Annotated in this window: 12 protein-coding genes, 2 tRNA genes and 3 pseudogenes; 8 read left to right on the forward strand and 9 right to left on the reverse strand. The window is 70.6% G+C overall.

From position 1 onward, the window contains the following. Window positions 1–63: 63 nt before the first annotated feature. A complete protein-coding gene (locus ABFX46_RS12730) occupies window positions 64–315 on the reverse strand; it encodes a hypothetical protein (protein ID WP_346042061.1) in 252 nt (83 codons plus the stop codon). Between ABFX46_RS12730 and ABFX46_RS12735 the strand changes: the two genes are divergently transcribed. After that, window positions 302–1,138, forward strand: coding sequence for a site-specific integrase (locus tag ABFX46_RS12735; protein WP_346042062.1), 837 nt, complete (start codon window positions 302–304; stop codon window positions 1,136–1,138). The genes ABFX46_RS12730 and ABFX46_RS12735 overlap by 14 nt on opposite strands. 76 nt (window positions 1,139–1,214) lie before the next feature. Here ABFX46_RS12735 and ABFX46_RS12740 read toward each other — a convergent pair. Both ABFX46_RS12740 and ABFX46_RS12745 read right to left on the reverse strand, forming a co-directional pair. Beyond that, a tRNA-Phe gene (locus ABFX46_RS12740) sits at window positions 1,215–1,288 on the reverse strand. A gap of 17 nt (window positions 1,289–1,305) precedes the next feature. Then, window positions 1,306–1,383, reverse strand: a tRNA-Asp gene (locus ABFX46_RS12745). 287 nt (window positions 1,384–1,670) lie between these two features. On the opposite strand from ABFX46_RS12745, the gene ABFX46_RS12750 reads away from it, so the two are divergent. Then, a complete protein-coding gene (locus tag ABFX46_RS12750; RefSeq protein WP_346042064.1) occupies window positions 1,671–3,086 on the forward strand; it encodes an amino acid permease in 1,416 nt (471 codons plus the stop codon). Window positions 3,087–3,135: 49 nt separating this feature from the next. Then, entirely contained in the window at window positions 3,136–4,803 is a 1,668-nt protein-coding gene (locus tag ABFX46_RS12755) for an adenylate/guanylate cyclase domain-containing protein (protein WP_346042065.1), read from the forward strand. Between the two features lie 421 nt (window positions 4,804–5,224). Here ABFX46_RS12755 and ABFX46_RS43500 read toward each other — a convergent pair. Then, a pseudogene (locus tag ABFX46_RS43500) lies at window positions 5,225–5,437 on the reverse strand (pentapeptide repeat-containing protein); the annotation flags it as partial. Here ABFX46_RS43500 and ABFX46_RS12760 point away from each other — a divergent pair. After that, window positions 5,351–6,202, forward strand: a complete 852-nt coding sequence (locus ABFX46_RS12760) for a glycerophosphodiester phosphodiesterase (RefSeq protein ID WP_346042066.1) — start codon at window positions 5,351–5,353, stop codon at window positions 6,200–6,202. The pseudogene ABFX46_RS43500 and the gene ABFX46_RS12760 overlap by 87 nt on opposite strands. Window positions 6,203–6,317: 115 nt before the next feature. Here the strand turns inward: ABFX46_RS12760 and ABFX46_RS12765 are convergent, their stop codons facing one another. Beyond that, a complete protein-coding gene (locus ABFX46_RS12765) occupies window positions 6,318–7,199 on the reverse strand; it encodes a LysR family transcriptional regulator (protein ID WP_346042067.1) in 882 nt (293 codons plus the stop codon). Window positions 7,200–7,468: 269 nt separating this feature from the next. Between ABFX46_RS12765 and ABFX46_RS12770 the strand changes: the two genes are divergently transcribed. Continuing rightward, the gene (locus tag ABFX46_RS12770) at window positions 7,469–8,800 is read left to right on the forward strand and encodes a sensor histidine kinase (protein WP_346042068.1); all 1,332 of its coding nucleotides are present in this window, start codon (window positions 7,469–7,471) and stop codon (window positions 8,798–8,800) included. A gap of 163 nt (window positions 8,801–8,963) precedes the next feature. Here ABFX46_RS12770 and ABFX46_RS12775 read toward each other — a convergent pair whose 3' ends face one another. Next, complete coding sequence (locus ABFX46_RS12775; protein ID WP_346042070.1) at window positions 8,964–10,799, reverse strand: cyclic nucleotide-binding domain-containing protein; 1,836 nt, start codon at window positions 10,797–10,799, stop codon at window positions 8,964–8,966. An 882-nt stretch (window positions 10,800–11,681) separates the two neighbouring features. Here ABFX46_RS12775 and ABFX46_RS12780 point away from each other — a divergent pair. Beyond that, window positions 11,682–12,554, forward strand: coding sequence for a helix-turn-helix domain-containing protein (locus ABFX46_RS12780; RefSeq protein ID WP_346042071.1), 873 nt, complete (start codon window positions 11,682–11,684; stop codon window positions 12,552–12,554). 282 nt (window positions 12,555–12,836) lie between these two features. Next, entirely contained in the window at window positions 12,837–13,022 is a 186-nt protein-coding gene (locus ABFX46_RS12785; RefSeq protein WP_346042073.1) for a DUF397 domain-containing protein, read from the forward strand. A gap of 157 nt (window positions 13,023–13,179) precedes the next feature. Here the strand turns inward: ABFX46_RS12785 and ABFX46_RS12790 are convergent, their stop codons facing one another. The 3 genes and pseudogenes from ABFX46_RS12790 to ABFX46_RS12800 all read right to left on the reverse strand — a co-directional run bounded on the left by ABFX46_RS12790 (window position 13,180) and on the right by ABFX46_RS12800 (window position 14,962). Beyond that, window positions 13,180–13,863 (reverse strand): maleylpyruvate isomerase family mycothiol-dependent enzyme, encoded by a 684-nt coding sequence (locus ABFX46_RS12790; RefSeq protein ID WP_346042074.1) that lies wholly within the window; start codon window positions 13,861–13,863, stop codon window positions 13,180–13,182. Between the two features lie 69 nt (window positions 13,864–13,932). Beyond that, a pseudogene (locus tag ABFX46_RS12795) lies at window positions 13,933–14,304 on the reverse strand (SDR family NAD(P)-dependent oxidoreductase); the annotation flags it as partial. A 40-nt stretch (window positions 14,305–14,344) separates the two neighbouring features. Continuing rightward, window positions 14,345–14,962: an alpha-ketoglutarate-dependent dioxygenase AlkB gene (locus tag ABFX46_RS12800; RefSeq protein WP_346042075.1), complete on the reverse strand. Its 618-nt coding sequence runs from the start codon at window positions 14,960–14,962 to the stop codon at window positions 14,345–14,347. Window positions 14,963–15,124: 162 nt separating this feature from the next. Between ABFX46_RS12800 and ABFX46_RS12805 the strand changes: the two are divergent. After that, window positions 15,125–16,033 (forward strand): annotated as a pseudogene (locus ABFX46_RS12805) (MFS transporter); the annotation flags it as partial. Window positions 16,034–16,060 lie beyond the last annotated feature (27 nt).

A 16,060-nucleotide genomic window follows, 5' to 3' on the forward strand; every position in this document is an offset into this window, starting at 1 on the left:
GTGGCGAGCAGGGGCGGACTCCGCGGGAACTGCTGGAGTTGGTTCTTGCGGAGCTGGACGAGCTCACTCGCCGGGCTGACCAGCTTGCGGAGGCGCTGGAAAGACGGTCCGCTCGATCCGGGCGACGCGCTCTCCCAGATCACGGACGGCGGCGAGTACTTCCGTGAGCTGCTTCATCGTCACGTCGTCCTCGCCGGTCGCCGGCGGGGCCGCGGTGGACGGTCGGGCGTCGGGCTGGTCGCGCACGAACACGCCCTTGCCCTGCTGGACGATCACGACGCCTTCGGTCCGCAACACGCTGATGGCGGCCTTCACGACTCCGGCTGACACCGCGTACTCCTCACGGAGCCGGGCCGTCGGCGACCAGGCGCCCTTCCCGGATCTGTTGCCGCAGGTCATCGGCTATGTCCCCAAGCTCGTCACCGTCTCCACGCCCAAGTACGGGGTCAACCGGGGGCTCACGGTCGACCAGGTGCGGGACGTCCTCAAGGCGGCTCAGCCCGAACGGCTCTACGCGCTCTATGTCCTGGCGCTCTGCCTTGGCCTGCGGCGCGGCGAACTGCTCGGGCTGCGCTGGGAAGACGTGCGGCTCGTTGGCTGCCGGGCCTGCGGCGGTGAGGGTGGCACCCTCGACGGTGACCCGTGCGGCCGGTGCGCCGAGTCCGGTGTCGAGTCGGCCACGCTCGAAGTCGTCCAGACGCTGCAACGGGTCGGGGGAGCGCTGCGGTTCGTCCCGCCCAAGACTGCCGACTCCAAACGCACGGTCCCGCTCCCGGATCTGTGCATCACCGCGTTATGCGAGCACAGGGTGAAGCAGAACGCCGAACGGGCCGACGCCTGGCCGGACTGGCAGGATCACGGGCTCGTCTTCCCGTCCCGCCTCGGCACGCCTATGGAGCCGGACAACCTTCGCCGTAGCTGGGGCCGTATCCGCGCGGCGGCCGGGCTCGACGGCGTCCGCTTCCATGACATGCGGCACACCTGCGTCACGCTGCTCCTAGACCTCGGCGTTCCGCCTCACATCGTCCGGGACATCGTCGGTCACAGCGACATCGAGGTGACCATGACGATCTACGCTCACGCGGCCGTCGACGAGAAGCGGGCGGCGCTTCGGAAGCTGGGGGATGCGCTCGGCTGAGGCCGTTGCTGTCACTGTTGCTGTCAAAAGGCCCGGAACCTGATCAGGTTCCGGGCCTTTTGGCTGGTCAAGGGAGTGGGCAGGGGCGGGGTCGAACCGCCGACCTTCCGCTTTTCAGGCGGACGCTCGTACCGACTGAGCTACCTGCCCAGGACGCTTGGTGCGCCTGGCGGTCCTGACGGGATTTGAACCCGCGGCCTCCACCTTGACAGGGTGGCGAGCACTCCTAACTGCTCCACAGGACCTTGCTGCTCCGAGCTTAGCGGCTTCGGAGGGGTGTGTCGGCCGGTGGTGACCCCCCGGCGTTTGGCACGTCCGAGAGCATACGCGATGGCTGAGGGCGGCGCCAACTCGTTAACGGGGGAGGCGGTGGGGGATAGAGCGGTAACGGAGAGGTACCGGGTGAGTACGGATTGCTGGCGGGTGGCGCGAGTTTGCGGCCTGGGGTCCTAGTCTGTCCGGGTTGCGCAACCGTGCGTGACCGGAGGGTGGCGCCGTCTGTAGCCAGGACGGCCGGAGAAGGGAGGTCGGCGTGGTCGCAAAGCTCCCAGACCAGAGCGCCGAGGACTACCAGAGAGGGCTCGGTACGCGGCAGATCCAGATGCTGGCGATCGGGGGGACGATCGGCACCGGGCTGTTCCTCGGGGCCGGGGAGAACATCGCCAAGGCGGGGCCGAGCCTGATCCTGACGTACGCCGTCGCGGGGCTGGCGTTGTTCTTCGTCATGCGGGCGCTCGGCGAGTTGCTGACGTACCGGCGGACGGAGGGCGGGTTCGCCGGGTATGCCCGGGAGTTCCTCGGTCCGTTCTGGGGATACGCCACGACCTGGACGTACTGGATCATCTGGGTGACGACCGGGATGGCGGAGCTCACCGCGGCCGGCACCTACATCGAGAAGTGGTGGCCGGGCGTGGAGCAGTGGCAGACGGCGCTGGTGGCGCTGCTGGTGCTGTTCGTGGTGAACCTGATCTCGGTGAAGCTCTTCGGCGAGCTGGAGTTCTGGTTCGCGATGATCAAGATCGCGGCGATCGTGATGATGATCCTCGTGGGGATCGGGGTGCTGGCCTTCGGGTTCAGCGATGCCGGAGACACGGCGAGCGTCGGGAACTTGTGGAATCACGGGGGTGTGTTCCCCGAGGGGTACTCCGCGACGATCATGACGCTGCAGATGGTGATGTTCGCCTACCTGGGCGTCGAGCTGGTGGGGGTCACGGCCAGCGAGGCCAAGGATCCGGAGAAGAACATCCCGCGGGCGATCAACGCGCTGCCGCTGCGGTTCGCGCTGTTCTACCTCGGGTCGCTGCTGGTCATCCTGGCGGTGGTTCCCTGGACGGCGTTCAAGGGCGGGGCCAGCCCGTTCGTGCTGGCGTTCGACAAGATCGGCATCCCCGGCGGCGGGGACATCGTCAACTTCGTGGTGCTGACGGCGGCGCTGTCGTCCTGCAACGCGGGCGGGCTGTACTCGACGTCCAGGATGCTCAGGACGGCCGGCGTCAACGGTGACGGGCCGAAGGTGCTCTCGCGCTTGAACGGACGTGGGGTCCCCGTGCTGACGGTCGTCATCTCGGCGCTCGTCATGGGGATCGGGGTCGTCATCAATGCGATCGTGCCGGACAAGGCGTTCGAGTACATCACGTCGGTCTCGACTGGGGGCGCGCTCCTGGTGTGGACGGTGATCCTCGTCGCGCACATGATCTACCGGCGGCGGGCGACGGCGGGTGCGCTGCCCAAGTCGCCCTACCGGATGCCGTGGGCGCCCTACAGCAGTTGGGCCGTGCTGGCGTTCTTCGTATTCGTCACGGTGACGATCGCGTGGGGGGCCGATACGCGGGTCGCGCTGTACGTCATGGCCGCGTGGGTCGCGCTCATCGTGGTCGGGTGGCCGTTCGTCCGGCGCAACTCGCAGAGCGCCGAGATGAAGGTGGCGGTGGAGAGCACCAGCGCCTGACCTCCATGGGATGATTCCGTATGGCGGTCTCATCCCCCCGGAGGCGCGCGTGACCAGCAAGCTTGAGATCCGTGTGCGCTGGGTCCTGCTGGTCGTGGTGGGCGTGGCGAACCTGGTCGGTTCGCTGGTCGTGCTCCTGTTCGCGACGTTCGTGGTGCCCGACCCGCCGCTGGATGACCGCGACTACGTCCACATGGTGAACGCGGTGGCGTTCTTCAGTTATCCGGTGGTGGCCGCTCCGGTGGCGCTGGTCATGGGGTTGTGGCTGTGGCGGCCCGTCGTGACGTTCGTCCGGGACGGGGGAGAGCCCGGGCGGGAGCAGCGGCGGGCCGTCCTGCTGGGGCCGCTCCGGTTGACGTTGCTCATCGGAGCCCTGTGGACGGTCGGCGCGCTGGGCTGGGCGGTGCTCGATCTCGTGCTGTTCACCGGGCGGCTGGCGGTGAAGACCGGCCTGACGTGCCTGCTCGGCGCGGCGACGACGTGCACGATCGTGTACCTGCTGTCGGAGCGGCTGCTGCGGCCGGCGGCGGCGCTGGTGCTGGGGACGGAGCGTCCGAAGAGGTTCCGGCTGCCCGGGGTGACGACGCGGGTGATGCTCGCCTGGGCGCTCGGGACGGCGATCCCGGTGTTCGGGCTGATCTGCGTCGCGATCGCCGCGCTCGCCGCGCCGGACATCAACGTCGAGCAGCTCGCGATCACGATCCTGGGGCTCGGCGGCGTGGCGATCCTGGCCGGGGTCTATGTCACCTATATGGCGACACGGGCGATCGCGGATCCGATCAAGGCCGTCCGGAAGGGGATGGCGCAGGTCGAGCGGGGCGACCTGGGCGCCGAGGTCGCGGTGTACGACGCGAGCGAGGTCGGGCAGCTGCAGGCCGGGTTCAACCACATGGTCGCCGGGCTGCGCGAGAACGAGCGGCTGCGCGACCTGTTCGGACGGCACGTGGGCGAGGAGGTCGCCGACCTGGCGCTGGAGCGCGGCGCCATCACGCTCGGCGGCGAGACGCGCGAGGTGGCCGTGCTGTTCGTCGATCTGACGGGGTCGACCCGGCTCGCCGACACGCGGAGCCCGGACGAGGTCGTCGGGCTGCTCAACCGGTTCTTCGGCGTCGTGGTGTCGGTGGTGGCGCAGCACGGCGGCTGGATCAACAAGTTCGAGGGGGACGCGGCGCTCGCGATCTTCGGGGCGCCGACGCGGATGGAGGACTCGGCCGGCGGCGCGCTCGGCGCGGCCCGCGAACTGGCGGTGCGGCTGCGCGCCGAGGTGCCGATGCTGGACGCGGGGATCGGCGTGTCCGCGGGCCCGGTCGTCGCCGGGTACATCGGCGCCGAGGAGCGGTTCGAGTACACGGTGATCGGCGACCCGGTGAACGAGGCGGCCCGGCTCAGCGACCTGGCGAAGGGCGAGGCGGGACGGGTGCTGGCCTCGGCGGCCGTGCTCGACCTGGCGCATCTGTCCGAGGCCGGCGAATGGGACGTCGGCCGGTCGGTGACGCTGCGCGGGCGGAGCCGCCCGACACGGCTGGGTACTCCGCGTCGTTCGGCGCCGGCCGTCGAGCCGGAGCCGGAGCGGGCGTCCGATGCGGAGCGGCCCGTCCGGCGGGTCCGGTTCCCGCGTCCGCTGCGGAGGAGCCGGAGGCTGCTGGTCGGCGCGCTGATCCTCTCGAAGGCCGCCAAGAGCGCGCGTACGCCGGACAAGTCGGAAGAGTCCGAGTAGCGGGGCTGGCGGTTCCGGGGAAAGCGCCGTGTCCTGCTCGGTGCGAACCGATCAACTGCGTATCGTCACCGACTGTAAACGGTCTGCTACCGGCCCAAAACTCCGGTGTCACCGGACGGCCCGAGGGTTGGGGCGGACAGCTCCGGCTCCCGAAAGGTGACACATGCACCGACGGAATCGTCTCGCGCTCCTCACGGTCACGGCCACCACGGCGCTCGTCGTACCGGCGACGGCGGCCGCCGCCGATCCCGGGCCCGATCCGGTCGCGGCTCCGCAGCAGGCCGGCGCGGTGGACCCCGGCGCACCGCGTCCCGGCGGCGGACCGCGGCCTGTCGATCCACGACCTGCCGACCCGCGGCCTGCCGATCCACGACCGGGCGCGACGCAGCCTGATGCGACGCAGCCTGATGCGACGCAGCCTGGCGCGACGCAGCCTGGCGCGTCCCAGCCTGGCGCCACTCAGCCCGACGCCTCGCAGCCGGGTGCGTCCCAGCCGGGTGCCTCGAAGCCTGGCGCGGCCCAGCCCGGGGCGGACGAGCCTGGGGCGGTGCAGCCGGGTGCGCAGCAGCCGGCGTCGGAGCCGCGGCCGGGGGCCGGGAGCGCGCTGCGCGCCGGGATCGTGGACGTCGCGCACCGCGGCGCGTCCGCGTACGCGCCCGAGAACACGCTGGCCGCGTTCAAGCTGGCCAAGGCGAAGCACGCCGACATGTTCGAGCTGGACGTCCAGGAGACCAAGGACCACAAGCTCGTGATCATGCACGACACCACGCTCGACAGGACGACGAACGTGGAGGACGTCTATCCGGACCGCAAGCCGTGGAAGGTCGCCGACTTCACGCTCGCCGAGATCGAGAAGCTGGACGCGGGGTCGTGGTTCGCGGCGAAGTACAAGGGCGAGCGCGTCCCGACGCTGGGCAGGGTGCTGTCCGCGATGCGCGGCACGGGGCTCGGCATGCTGCTGGAGCTCAAGAGCCCGGCCCTGTACCCGGGCATCGAGAAGCGGGTCGCCGCGGCGCTGAAGCGCTCGCCGTCCTGGCTGCGGCATGATCCGCGGGAGCGGCGCCTCGCCGTCCAGTCCTTCGACTGGCACTCCGTGCGGCGGTTCCACGCCGTCCTGCCGAAGGTGCCGACGGGCCTGCTCGGCACCCCGAAGGTCGCGGACCTGCCGAAACTCGCCAAGTACGCCGACCAGATCAACCCGACGTTCGGCGATCTGACCGCGTCCTATGTCAAGAAGGTGCACGCGTCGCGCATGGACGTCCTCACCTGGACGATCAACGACCGCGGCGACATGGAGAAGGCCGCCCGCCTCGGCGTGGACGGGATCATCACCAACAAACCGGACGTCCTGCGCCATGTCCTGAAGACGTCGCGGAGCCAGGAGTCCAAGGCGGCCTGAGGCCGCCGCGACCAGCCGCGACCGGCCGCGACCGGCCGCGACCGGCCGCGACCGGCCGCGATCGGCCGCGATCGGCCCCGGCGCCACGGCGGCGATGGCCGGTCGGTGCGTCGAGTCAGGGCAGCAGCCGGCGGGCGTGGGCCGTGAACGCCCGCGCCGCCGGACTGCGCGGGCCGTCCGCCCGCCAGGCCAGCGCGATCCGGCCGCTCAGCCGGGGCCGGACGATCGGCATCGCGTGCAGCGCGTCCGGCAGGCCGCGGGCGGCGGACTCGGGCAGCACGGCGACGCCGAGCCCGTGCGCGGCGATCTGCGCCAGCACGGGCGGCTCGCCGGCCTCGAACGCGATGCGGGGGCGCAGGCCCGCGTCCGCGAAGGCCGCGTCGAGGACGGCCCGCAGCCCGGTCCCCCTCGGCAGGCTGATCAGCGGCTCGTCGGCGAGCGCGCGCAACGTGATCGTCGACCGCCGCGCGAGCGGATGATCACGGGTGACGGCGGCGTGGACCTCCTGCTCGATGACGACCTTGGTCGCGATGCCCTCGGGCGGTTCGGCGCCGAGGCTGAGGAACGCGAGGTCGACGCGTCCGGTGCGCAGCCGGTCGGTCAGGGTGTCGGCGTCCTCCTGGATGACCGTGATCTCCACCTCCGGGTGATCGCGGTGGAATTCGGCGATCATGCCGGGAAGGTCGAGTGACCTGATCCAGTCGATGGTGCCGACGGTGACGTGCCCGCGCAGGAGCCCGGTCAGCTCGTCCACCGACAGCCGCGCGCCCTCGACGGCCGCGAGCGCCGCCCGCGCGTAGGGGAGGACGGCGGCGCCGACCTCGGTGAGCCGGACCGTCCGTCCGGACCGGTCCAGCAGCGGCTGGCCCAGTTCCCGCTCCAGCTGCCGGATCTGCGCGCTGACGCCCGGCTGCGCGACGTGCAGCCGCGCCGCCGCCTTGGTGAAGCTGGCCTCTTCGGTCACCGCGACGAAGTACTCCAGTTGGCGCAGCTCCATAACCGGCCATGCTAACCGGGCCTCCGTTCAGCGCCATGGCTTCTGCCAGGACCGACCCGCGCCGTCCACCCCGGGGCGTGCGCAAAGAGTGTGCCCGGCCGTCCAATGCGGGGGGCGAGGGCTGGGGCGGCCGGCCTCGGCAACCATTTCTTTGGACCTTCTTGGGTGCGTCGCTGCAGTTCAGAGGACTGATTCCGGTCTGGGCGGTGAATACCTCACCTGCGGGAGGTCGGGTGTACGGACGGCGCACATGGTCCATACGGGTGCGGATGACCGTGATTGCCGGAATGGTCACCGCCGTCATCTGCGTCATCGTCGCCATCCTGATCCTTGTGGAGGTGCGCGGCTCCGAGACCGAGTCCAAGCGCAGCCAGGCGACGGCGGCGGCGCTGCGGATCAGCTACGAGATGCGCCGCGGTCCGGTGCGGGGCGACCTCGACGCGCCGGACGGCGTGGTCGTCCAGGTCATGGACGAGAACCGGACGGTGATCGCGGGCACCCCGGGGCCGTCCCTCGACGGTCCGCCGATCGCCCATTTCCACCCATCTCAGGCACAGGTGTACTCCACTCGTGACGTCTGCTCGTCGGTGGAGCTGCCCGGCTGCGCGTGGGTGATCGGCTTCCGCGTCTACCACCCGACCGGGGACTGGTTCGTCTACGCCGCGGCGCCGACCGTCCCCTGGTACGTCAGTCCCGGCCTGACCATGCTCCTGGTCAGCGTCTCGCTGCTGGTGACCCTGCTGGCCTGCCTGCGCGCCTGGGGGACGGTGGACCAGACCCTCGCCCCGGTGGACGCGATCCGGCGCGAACTGGCGGAGATCACCGCGTTGCAGTCGGGCCGCCGGGTCACGGTCCCGGAGAACCGGGACGAGCTCAGGCGGCTCGCCGAGGCCGCGAACGCGACCCTCGACCGCCTCGACAGCGCGCTGGAGCGGCAGCGCAGCTTCACCTCCGACGCGTCCCACGACCTGCGCAGCCCGATCGCCGCGGCGCGCACGCAGATCGAAGAGGCGCTCCTCTACCCCGACGAGGTGGACTGGCCGCGCACGGCCCGCGCCGTCCTGCAGAGCCTGGAGCGCCTCCAGGCGATCGTCACGGACCTGCTGCAACTGGCCCGCCTGGACGCCGCCGCCTGGAAGGACGTCGAGACGATCGACCTCGGCGCCCTCGTCACCATCGAGGTGGCGCGGTCGGACCGGACGAAGCGGATCGTCCCGCACCTCCAGGAGGGCGTCACCGTCCGCGGCGACCGGCTCCGGCTCGTCCGGCTCTTCACGAATCTGCTGGACAACGCCGAGCGGCACGCCGAATCGCAGGTCGACGTCACGGTCCGGCGCAGCGACGGCCACGCCATCCTGGAGGTGCAGGACGACGGCGCGGGCATCGCCAAGGAGCACCGCGACGTCGTCTTCCAGCGGTTCGCGCGGCTCGAGGCCAGCAAGTCCCGCGACCCGGGCGGGACCGGCCTCGGCCTCCCCATCGCGCGGGAGATCGCGCGGCTGCACGGCGGAACCCTGACGATCGAGGACAGCGAGCGCGGCGCCCGTTTCGTCCTGTGCATCCCTCGGAACGTTCCAGGCCGTCCCAGCCAGGGCTCCTGATCAGGGACTCCTGGTGACGCAGGACGGCAACGGGCCCGATGGGGCTGCGTGCGGGGGGCCGTTCGGGCTGGACGTGGAAAACCCCGCGGCGCCGGTGCACGCGGGGTTGTCGACAGGTGTGAGGGGCCCGCGCGGGGACGGGCCGGGAGCGGGTTTCGTGCGGTCAGATGGCGGATCGGGCGGGCATGCCGCGCAGGTGGATCCAGCCTTCGATGTCCGTTTCCTTCACCCTGCAGCCGATGGGCTCGTACTCGGCGGCGTTCACGTAGCCGGGGCTGTGGGCGATGACGGAGTCGTAGACGAACCTCGACGCGATGACACCGAGATCGGCGCCCGTCGCGGCGAGCCTTTCCTTGAAGGGGGCGGCATCGAGGAGCCGGGCCGCGTTGATGATCGTCCAGCCGGACACGCCGGGCGGATCGGGCAGCACCGGCCCCACGTCCACCGCGACCCTGAGCTGGATGCGGACCGCCTCGCTCGACCGGTGGTTGTGGCGCCGCAGCCGCATCCCGAGCACGGCGATCATGGGATCGATGACGGCGGCGGTCGGTATCCCGGCCGGGACGACGATGAGCGCGCCGTCGCCGCGGTCCTCGCTGTAGCAGGCGTCCCACGGCACCCTCGACTCCTCGAAGGACTGCCGCAGCGCGGCGTACATGGCGCGCCGCACCTCCAGCCGGTCGCTCTCGTCCCGGACGCGCGAGCTGAAGCCGGCGATGTCGGTGAACACGATCGTGCAGTTCTGCCCGGCCCAGGACGGACCGGCGGACTCGGGCGGCGTGATCGCCACGGGCCGAGTCGGCTGCCCATGGAACGGCACCCGCACGTCGACCGCAGGACGCGCCTGCCAGGCCGCGTTGACCGTCTCCTCCACGTGCGCCCAACGCCCGGCAGACGACCCGCCCGCAGGGGCGCCATGGGCCCCGTTCGCACGATGCAGGGTGTCGGCGGGCACTGTGGACGACGCATACGGGTCGAACGACACGTACTGGCCGCCCACCACGTATGAATCGGTCGTTGTGTAGGGGTTGTTCGTTTCCGGCAGTTCCGAGGTCACGTAAGGGGCGCCCGTCACGTACCGGTCGCCCGTCGCATACGGGTCAGTCGTCGCAGACGGGGCGTTCGCCGCCGATGGGGCGACCGTCGCGTAGGGGTCGGTTGTCGCGTACGGGTCGTTCGCTACGGACGGGTTGGACCGGTTGGACGTCGCGTACGGGCCCGACGGTGGCCTGTACTGGTCACCCGCGACATAAGGGCCGGGGGACGGCCCGTACGGAGCGGGTACGCCCTGCGGTGCGTGCGGCCAGATGGCCGGTATCGGTATGTACGCCGTCGCGTACACCTGGGGTGAGCCGTACTGGGCGGCCGCCCCTGGCGCGTCTGCCGGCCTGTACTGGCCCGTCTCGTCCCGCATGGCGCCCGACTGCTCGGTGAGCCGGTGGTACATCTCGCGTTCCAGGACGGCGACCACGCGCGGATGGTTGCTGAGGTAGGTGACGAACTGCTGCGTGGTCAGGTGCAGCGCGTGCAGCGTCTCCATCGCCACGATGGTCGCCGAGCGGCGGCGGAGCATCAGTGCGGCGCGCTCGCCGATGATGTCGCCGGCACCGCGGAAGGCGATGATCCGCTCGTGCCCGTCCCGCTCCACGCAGACCCGCACGGAGCCGGACTTGATCACGATGGTGTGGTCGGCGGCCTGGTCCTCCTCCCAGAGCACCGCGCCCGCCGGGTAGACGACCTCCTGCGCGGTCGCGAGGAACTCGGCCCGCTCAATGGTGGTGAGGGCGAGCCAGAACCCGGGCCGCTGGGACGGTCCGCCCGCCCGCCCGGACGCCGGGCCGGACGCCGGGCCGGACGCCGCCGCCGGGGCCGGCGCCGCCATGCTCACCAGGTCCGTGTTCTCGCTCGAAGATCGGCTGTGCTCGCTCCCGGAACCGGTGGAGGACGCGTCCGGGCTGACGATCTGGTCCGGGTCGTGCAGGCGCTCGTGTTCGCTCATCCGAACACCGCCCCGGCGATCGGCCGAAGGGAACCCCTGGGGCTGAAAGAACTCGTGGGGTGGACGTCGAAGATCGGGGGACGAATCTGCTGTCTTGACATGTCAGGAACCCCATGCCTCGAAGCGCGAATTCAGCCTCCGTGCGCCGGTGCCCGGGATCGCCCGGCATCCGGTCGCGGCGGCCGAAGTCGCATCACCTATAGCCCGTTCCGCGTGATCGCGGTTAGACTGGGTGAGTCCGCAGAAAACGTTTTGGCAGGTCAGCCTGGATCTTTCTGCGTTTTCGCAGGGTATCTGCGCAGACCCGCCGGAGCGCTTTCGCGCGGCTCGGGAGTCGCTCTCCGCTTTCCGTCGATCGTCTTGGCTGCCAACCGGTGATCGGCTGAAAGTGGCGGGCGACTCTGTTTTTCGCGGTCGGTCGCCGGCGTTCCCGCCGGCGGTGCCGAAGTCTCGTGGTGCGGCTGACCTCCCCGTTCGTGCGTGTCCCGTTCGTGCTGCCTGCGCCGGCGGTGCCCGGGCGGCCCGTTGCCCCGTGGCCCGTGCGCCCCCGGCCGGTCGCGAGCGTCCGTCCGGATGACACGCGTCCCCGTCCGGACCCTCACCGTGCGTCAGGTCGCCTGCCCCTTCGATGTGGCACGACGTTCTGTTGCAGCTGACTATGTTGTAATGTGCTAGGTAGCAGACTAACAGACGACTTTCCGGTGTGCAGCAGTCTGGAAGCTTCCGGCGCGAGTTTTGGGCGATATGACGGGGTCTGGCGTGTGGAGCGAAGATCACATGACCAAGAGATGTAGCGTCGTGGTGGCAAGCGGGATGTCAGGTCCCCGTTTGCCATGTAGCATCCAGGTTGCTGGCACCAACTACTTAGAGTGAGCGAACGCCATGTCCAGTGACCAGGGGCCGATAGTCCAGAGTGCGTTGCTGCGGGCGGAGCTCGTCCGGCTCCGCAAGCAGAAGAAGCTGACGCAGGAGCAGGTGGCGCGGCAACTCGAATGGTCCCCGTCGAAGCTCATCCGGGTCGAAGGCGGTAAGAACGCCATCACCCGGACCGATCTGCAGGCCCTCCTCGCGGTGTACGACGTCACCTCGGAAGGCCGCCAGGAGCGGTTGCAGGCACTGGCCCGCGGCGCGCGCGAACCCGCTTGGTGGAACGTCTACCGCGGTGAGCTCGACCCCAGCTTCCTCAACTACGTCGGGTACTCGGCGGGTGCGGCCTTCATTCGCCAGTTCCATGGGACGGTCATCCCCGGGCTCATTCAGACGCCCGAGTACGCCGAGGTCCTGTCGACCGGCAAGGCGTCCGAAACGGCGCGGGTGCTCGCGGCGAAGCTGCGCATCCAGCGGCAGCAGGAGCTCGCCAAGCGGGAGAATCCGCCCCGCCAGCACTACATCATCGACGAGGCGGTCATCCGCCGGCACGTCGGCATCAGGACCGACCCCGCGATCATGCCCGCCCAGCTCAACCATGTCGCCGACGCCGCCGAGAGCGACGACCTGCTGACGGTGCGGGTCATCCCGTTCAGTACGGGCGCGCACCTCGGCATGGAGGGGCCGTTCAGCATTCTGGAGTTCGACGGCGACCTCGACGACGTCCTCTATCTGGAGGGACGGTCGGGCGCCAGCGTGATGATCAGCGGTGAGGACGACACGGTCATCGAGTACCGCGACACCTTCGAGCTCCTCCTGGAACAGGCGCTGCCCGCCGATCAGTCCATCGCGTTGATGCGGCAGGCCGCCGAAGACCTCATGGCCTGACTGAGGAACCGCAACTCGACCCGACCGGAGGTGAAGGCCGCAGCGGACATCCGACAAGGCGAGTGGCCGTCATAGCACACAGCGTGATCTTGTGTTCCCTTGTAGGCGGAATAACTAGAACCGTTTACACTCGTGATCGGGAAATTATCCACAAGGTCGTGGTTTGTTGTGCCCTGCTCGGTGCTCATCCGGCGGGTGTTCTCGGCCGATCGGTTGGCGAGACGGCACCCGCCGGCAATGGACGGAGGTTGCTGGATGGTCTACCGGTCGACTCGGGGAGACGTGCTGAACTGGCGGAAGAGCAGCGCGAGCGGCAGTGACAGCAACTGCGTGGAGGTCGCCGCCCTGGACGCGTCGGTGCTGGTCCGCGACTCGCGCGATCACTCCGCCGGTGTCATCGCTCTCGGCCGCACGCAGTGGAATGCGCTGATGGACGCCGTCCGGGGCGGCGACCTGGATCTGGTTTGAGTCCCGTGACTCATTTTCCGCGCCACTCTCAATAATTGTCGACCATTGCACCCCGTCGACACCTTTACCAGCGATCTTTGACAAAACCGCGCCCGGTGCCGGCGCTGGTTCGGTCCGGTACTGGGTCGGCCGTCCCGTCAAGTGGAGGACGGGACGGTCAGTAGAGGAAAGGGATTTCGAGGTGCGTGGCACCGCTCAGGCCCGTGGCGGGCGAGCGGCCCAAGAGCCAGGCCAGGAGAGATGGTGCGGGACCGGTCACCAGGTGGTCGCCGGTCCCGTGGTCTTCGCCGGTGTCCGTGGCGTGCAGGCGGAGGGCCGGGCCGTCGTCGCGGCGTGCGAAGGAGGCGGTGACGCCGGCCAGCATGCGGCTCGTGAAATCGGCGGGCCAGTCGCCGGGAGCGAAGCCGGCGTCCAGGTCCACGTGGTGGACGAGCACCTCGGTGAGGCGGGCGTCGGCGGCGCGGGCGGCCGGGTGGCGGGCGCCCGTCGTCCATTGGACGGTCCGCTCCCAGGCCTCGTCCGGCATGAGCGCGAACGCCTCGGCGAACCGGTCGGCGGATCGGCGGACGTCCTCGACGAGCGTGTCGGCGGGACGGTTCGCGCCCTCCTCGATCTCGGCGGCGCGGGCGTCCAGGCTCGCGTACTCGTAGGACTCGACGCCGGTGCGCGCCCAGGTGAGCAGGCGCGTCCCGCCGTCGGCGTTGCGCGCGACGTGGGTGAGGACGTGTCCGCGCGTCCAGCCCGGAAGGAGGGACGGCCCGCGGACGTCGGCGTCGTCGAGCCGGGCCGCGGTCGCCAGGAGGGCCTGCGTCGCGGCGCTGATCTCGGCGAGGGAGATCATGCGAAGGCGCCCGCGTGGATGTCGGCCCACCGGCGGAAAGGGCCCGTCACCAGGATCATCTGGAGTCCTTCACCAGGGGAGCGGCCGGCCGTCGCGGAAGAAGCCGCCGGTCGGGCCGTTGTCGGGGAGGGTCGCGGCCCAGAATACGCTCGCCGCGCCATCGGCGACGGGACGTCCGCCGGGGCCGCCCATGTCCGTGGCGACCCAGCCGGGGCAGACCGCGTTGACGAGGATGCCGTCCGCATGGAGTTCGGCGGCGAGCATGCGGGTCAGTGCGTTGAGGGCGGCCTTGGACGCGGTGTAGGCGGGAATACCGCCGCCCATGCCGGTCAGCGAGGCGACTTCGCTGGAGACGTTGACGATCCGGCCGTGCGCGCTGCGGCGCAGCAGCGGGAGCATCGCCTGCGTGAGGCGCCAGGGCCCGTACAGGTTGGTCTCGGCCGCCCCCCGGAATGGTCACGACGCCCTGCGTCGACTCGGGTCAGCGTACGCCGCGAGGGCGGAACTGGATGCTGATGCGGGGGCCGGTGACGCGGGCGCTCTTCGGGATGGCGTGCTCCCATGTCCGCTGGCAGCTTCCGCCCATCACGATGAGGTCGCCGTGTCCCAGCTCATGGCGGATCGTCTGGCCGCCGCCCCGCGGACGCAGCAGAAGGCTTCGCGGCGTCCCGACGGACAGGATCGCCACCATCGTGTCGTGCGTGGCACCGCGTCCGATGGTGTCGCCGTGCCATGCCACACTGTCGCGGCCGTCCCGGTACAGGCAGAGGCCGGCGGTACGGAACGGCTCACCGAGTTCGTCGGCGTAGTGGTCGTCGAGCGCGGCCTTGGCCTCGTCCAGGACGGGATCGGGCAGCGGCGTGTTCTCGTCGTAGAACGCCAGGAGCCGGGGCACGTCCACGACCCGCTCATACATGCGCCGCCGTTCCGCGCGCCACGGGACGGACGTGAGCAGCCGCTCGAACAGCGCGTCCGCGCCGGGGATCCAGCCGGGCAGGACGTCCACCCAGGCGCCGCGGGCGAGGCGTGTCCGGCGCGCCGAGGCCAGCGGACGCGGGCCGTGCTCGTCCGTGAAGTCCAGTAGCGAGCCTTGGAACATGCCGCCACTGTACCCTTTTCGCTCAAACATGTGTTCGATCATGGTGCGGGAGCGTGTTCTGTCGGTGGCGGACCGTAGCCTTCGCTCGTGATGAGAGATCTGCCGCGTCCGGCGAAGGCGCTCGTGGGCGTCCGAGTGATCAACCAGCTCGGCGCGTATGTGATGGCGTTCCTCGCCGTGCTGGCGGGCGCCGACCTCGCGGCGGCGGCGCTGGCCGTCTTCGGGGTCGCCGCGCTGGTCTCGCGCTGGCTCGGCGGCGTGCTGCTCGACAGGTTCGCGCCGCGGACGCTCGTCGTCGTCGGCCTGGCATCGACGGGCGCCGCTCTCCTGCTCCTGGCCGCCGCGCAGGGGAGCGTGCAGGTACTGGCCGCGGTCGCCGTGGTCGGCCTGGCCTTCGAGATCCAGGAACCCGCCACGCAGGAGGCGCTGGCCAGGGTCGGCGGCCGCCGCGACGACATCTATGGGGTGCTCGGCACGTCGTTGGTCGCCGCCGGAGCGCTCGGCGGCCTGCTCGCCGCCGTCCTCCTGCCGCTGGGCACGCGCTGGCTCGCGGTCGTGGACGGGACGACGTGCCTACTGGCGGCAGCCGTTGCCGTGGCATTCCTGGAACGGGAGCGGCCGACAAAGCGGACACAGGCCGTCCCATGGCGCCCGTCCCGGCAGCTGCTCCGGCTGACCATCGCCGGGACGGCGTTCGCGTGCGGCTACCTGGCCGTGCTGATGTTCATGCCGCTGATGCTGCTCCAACGCGGCGCGCCCGCCTGGCTCCCCGGGCTGACGCTGACCGCCGCCGCACTGCTCGCCCCCTTGACCGGACGCCTGGGGCGGCGCCGCCTGAACGCGTTCGCACACGAGCGCGTCCTCGCCGTCGGGAGCGGCGTCCTCGGAGTGCTCGCGCTGGTGCTGGCCGCAGGCCGGGCCGTCCCGCTGACGGTCGCGGCCTACCTGGCCTGGGCGGCCGTCGACAGCGTCCTGATGGGGCGCTGGCAGGCGGTGATCGCCGACGTCGCGCCGGAGATGGAACGACCCCGCTGGTTCGCGTTCTTCGGGTCGTCGTGGGGCGTCGCCCAGTTCGCCGTCCCGGGCCTGGTGGCACTG

The organism is Actinomadura chokoriensis, assembly GCF_039529475.1.
GTDB lineage: Bacteria > Actinomycetota > Actinomycetes > Streptosporangiales > Streptosporangiaceae > Spirillospora > Spirillospora bangladeshensis.

Bases quoted from the DNA above. Each gene is read 5' to 3' on its own strand.
- ABFX46_RS12735 (WP_346042062.1), top strand. From the start codon at position 302: ATGGCGGCCTTCACGACTCCGGCTGACACCGCGTACTCCTCACGGAGC.
- ABFX46_RS12765 (WP_346042067.1), bottom strand. From the start codon at position 7,199: ATGGAGCTGCGCCAACTGGAGTACTTCGTCGCGGTGACCGAAGAGGCC.
- ABFX46_RS12770 (WP_346042068.1), top strand. From the start codon at position 7,469: ATGACCGTGATTGCCGGAATGGTCACCGCCGTCATCTGCGTCATCGTC.
- ABFX46_RS12775 (WP_346042070.1), bottom strand. From the start codon at position 10,799: ATGAGCGAACACGAGCGCCTGCACGACCCGGACCAGATCGTCAGCCCG.
- ABFX46_RS12780 (WP_346042071.1), top strand. From the start codon at position 11,682: ATGTCCAGTGACCAGGGGCCGATAGTCCAGAGTGCGTTGCTGCGGGCG.
- ABFX46_RS12790 (WP_346042074.1), bottom strand. From the start codon at position 13,863: ATGATCTCCCTCGCCGAGATCAGCGCCGCGACGCAGGCCCTCCTGGCG.
- ABFX46_RS12800 (WP_346042075.1), bottom strand. From the start codon at position 14,962: ATGTTCCAAGGCTCGCTACTGGACTTCACGGACGAGCACGGCCCGCGT.